The 250-nt window shown below is 36.8% G+C and carries 1 pseudogene; it reads right to left on the bottom strand.

What is annotated here, in order from left to right:
- Nucleotides 1-250, bottom strand: a pseudogene (locus ACFIM8_RS09340) (efflux transporter periplasmic adaptor subunit); the annotation flags it as partial.

Here is a 250-nt window from a genome sequence, read left to right as displayed (position 1 = left end):
ATTTGCTGACGCAATTGAGCAATTTGCGCTTCACGTATTTTCACTTGTGTCGCGGCATCATCAAGATTAGCTTTTGAAATTGCACGCGATTCAATCATTTTTTTCTGCCGTTCTAAATTTTTCTGTGCAAGGGAAAGATAAGCTTCTTGTTCCACTAAATTCGCATAATAATGCGATAATGCTGCTTTTTTTCTTTTAAGGTGATTTTCTTGATCTGTAGGATCAATTTTTGCCAACAGATCCCCTTCTT

The sequence above is a fragment of the Bartonella sp. AC535YNZD genome, from assembly GCF_042196625.1.
Lineage (GTDB): Bacteria > Pseudomonadota > Alphaproteobacteria > Rhizobiales > Rhizobiaceae > Bartonella.
This window is presented reverse-complemented; position numbering and strand designations above follow the sequence as displayed.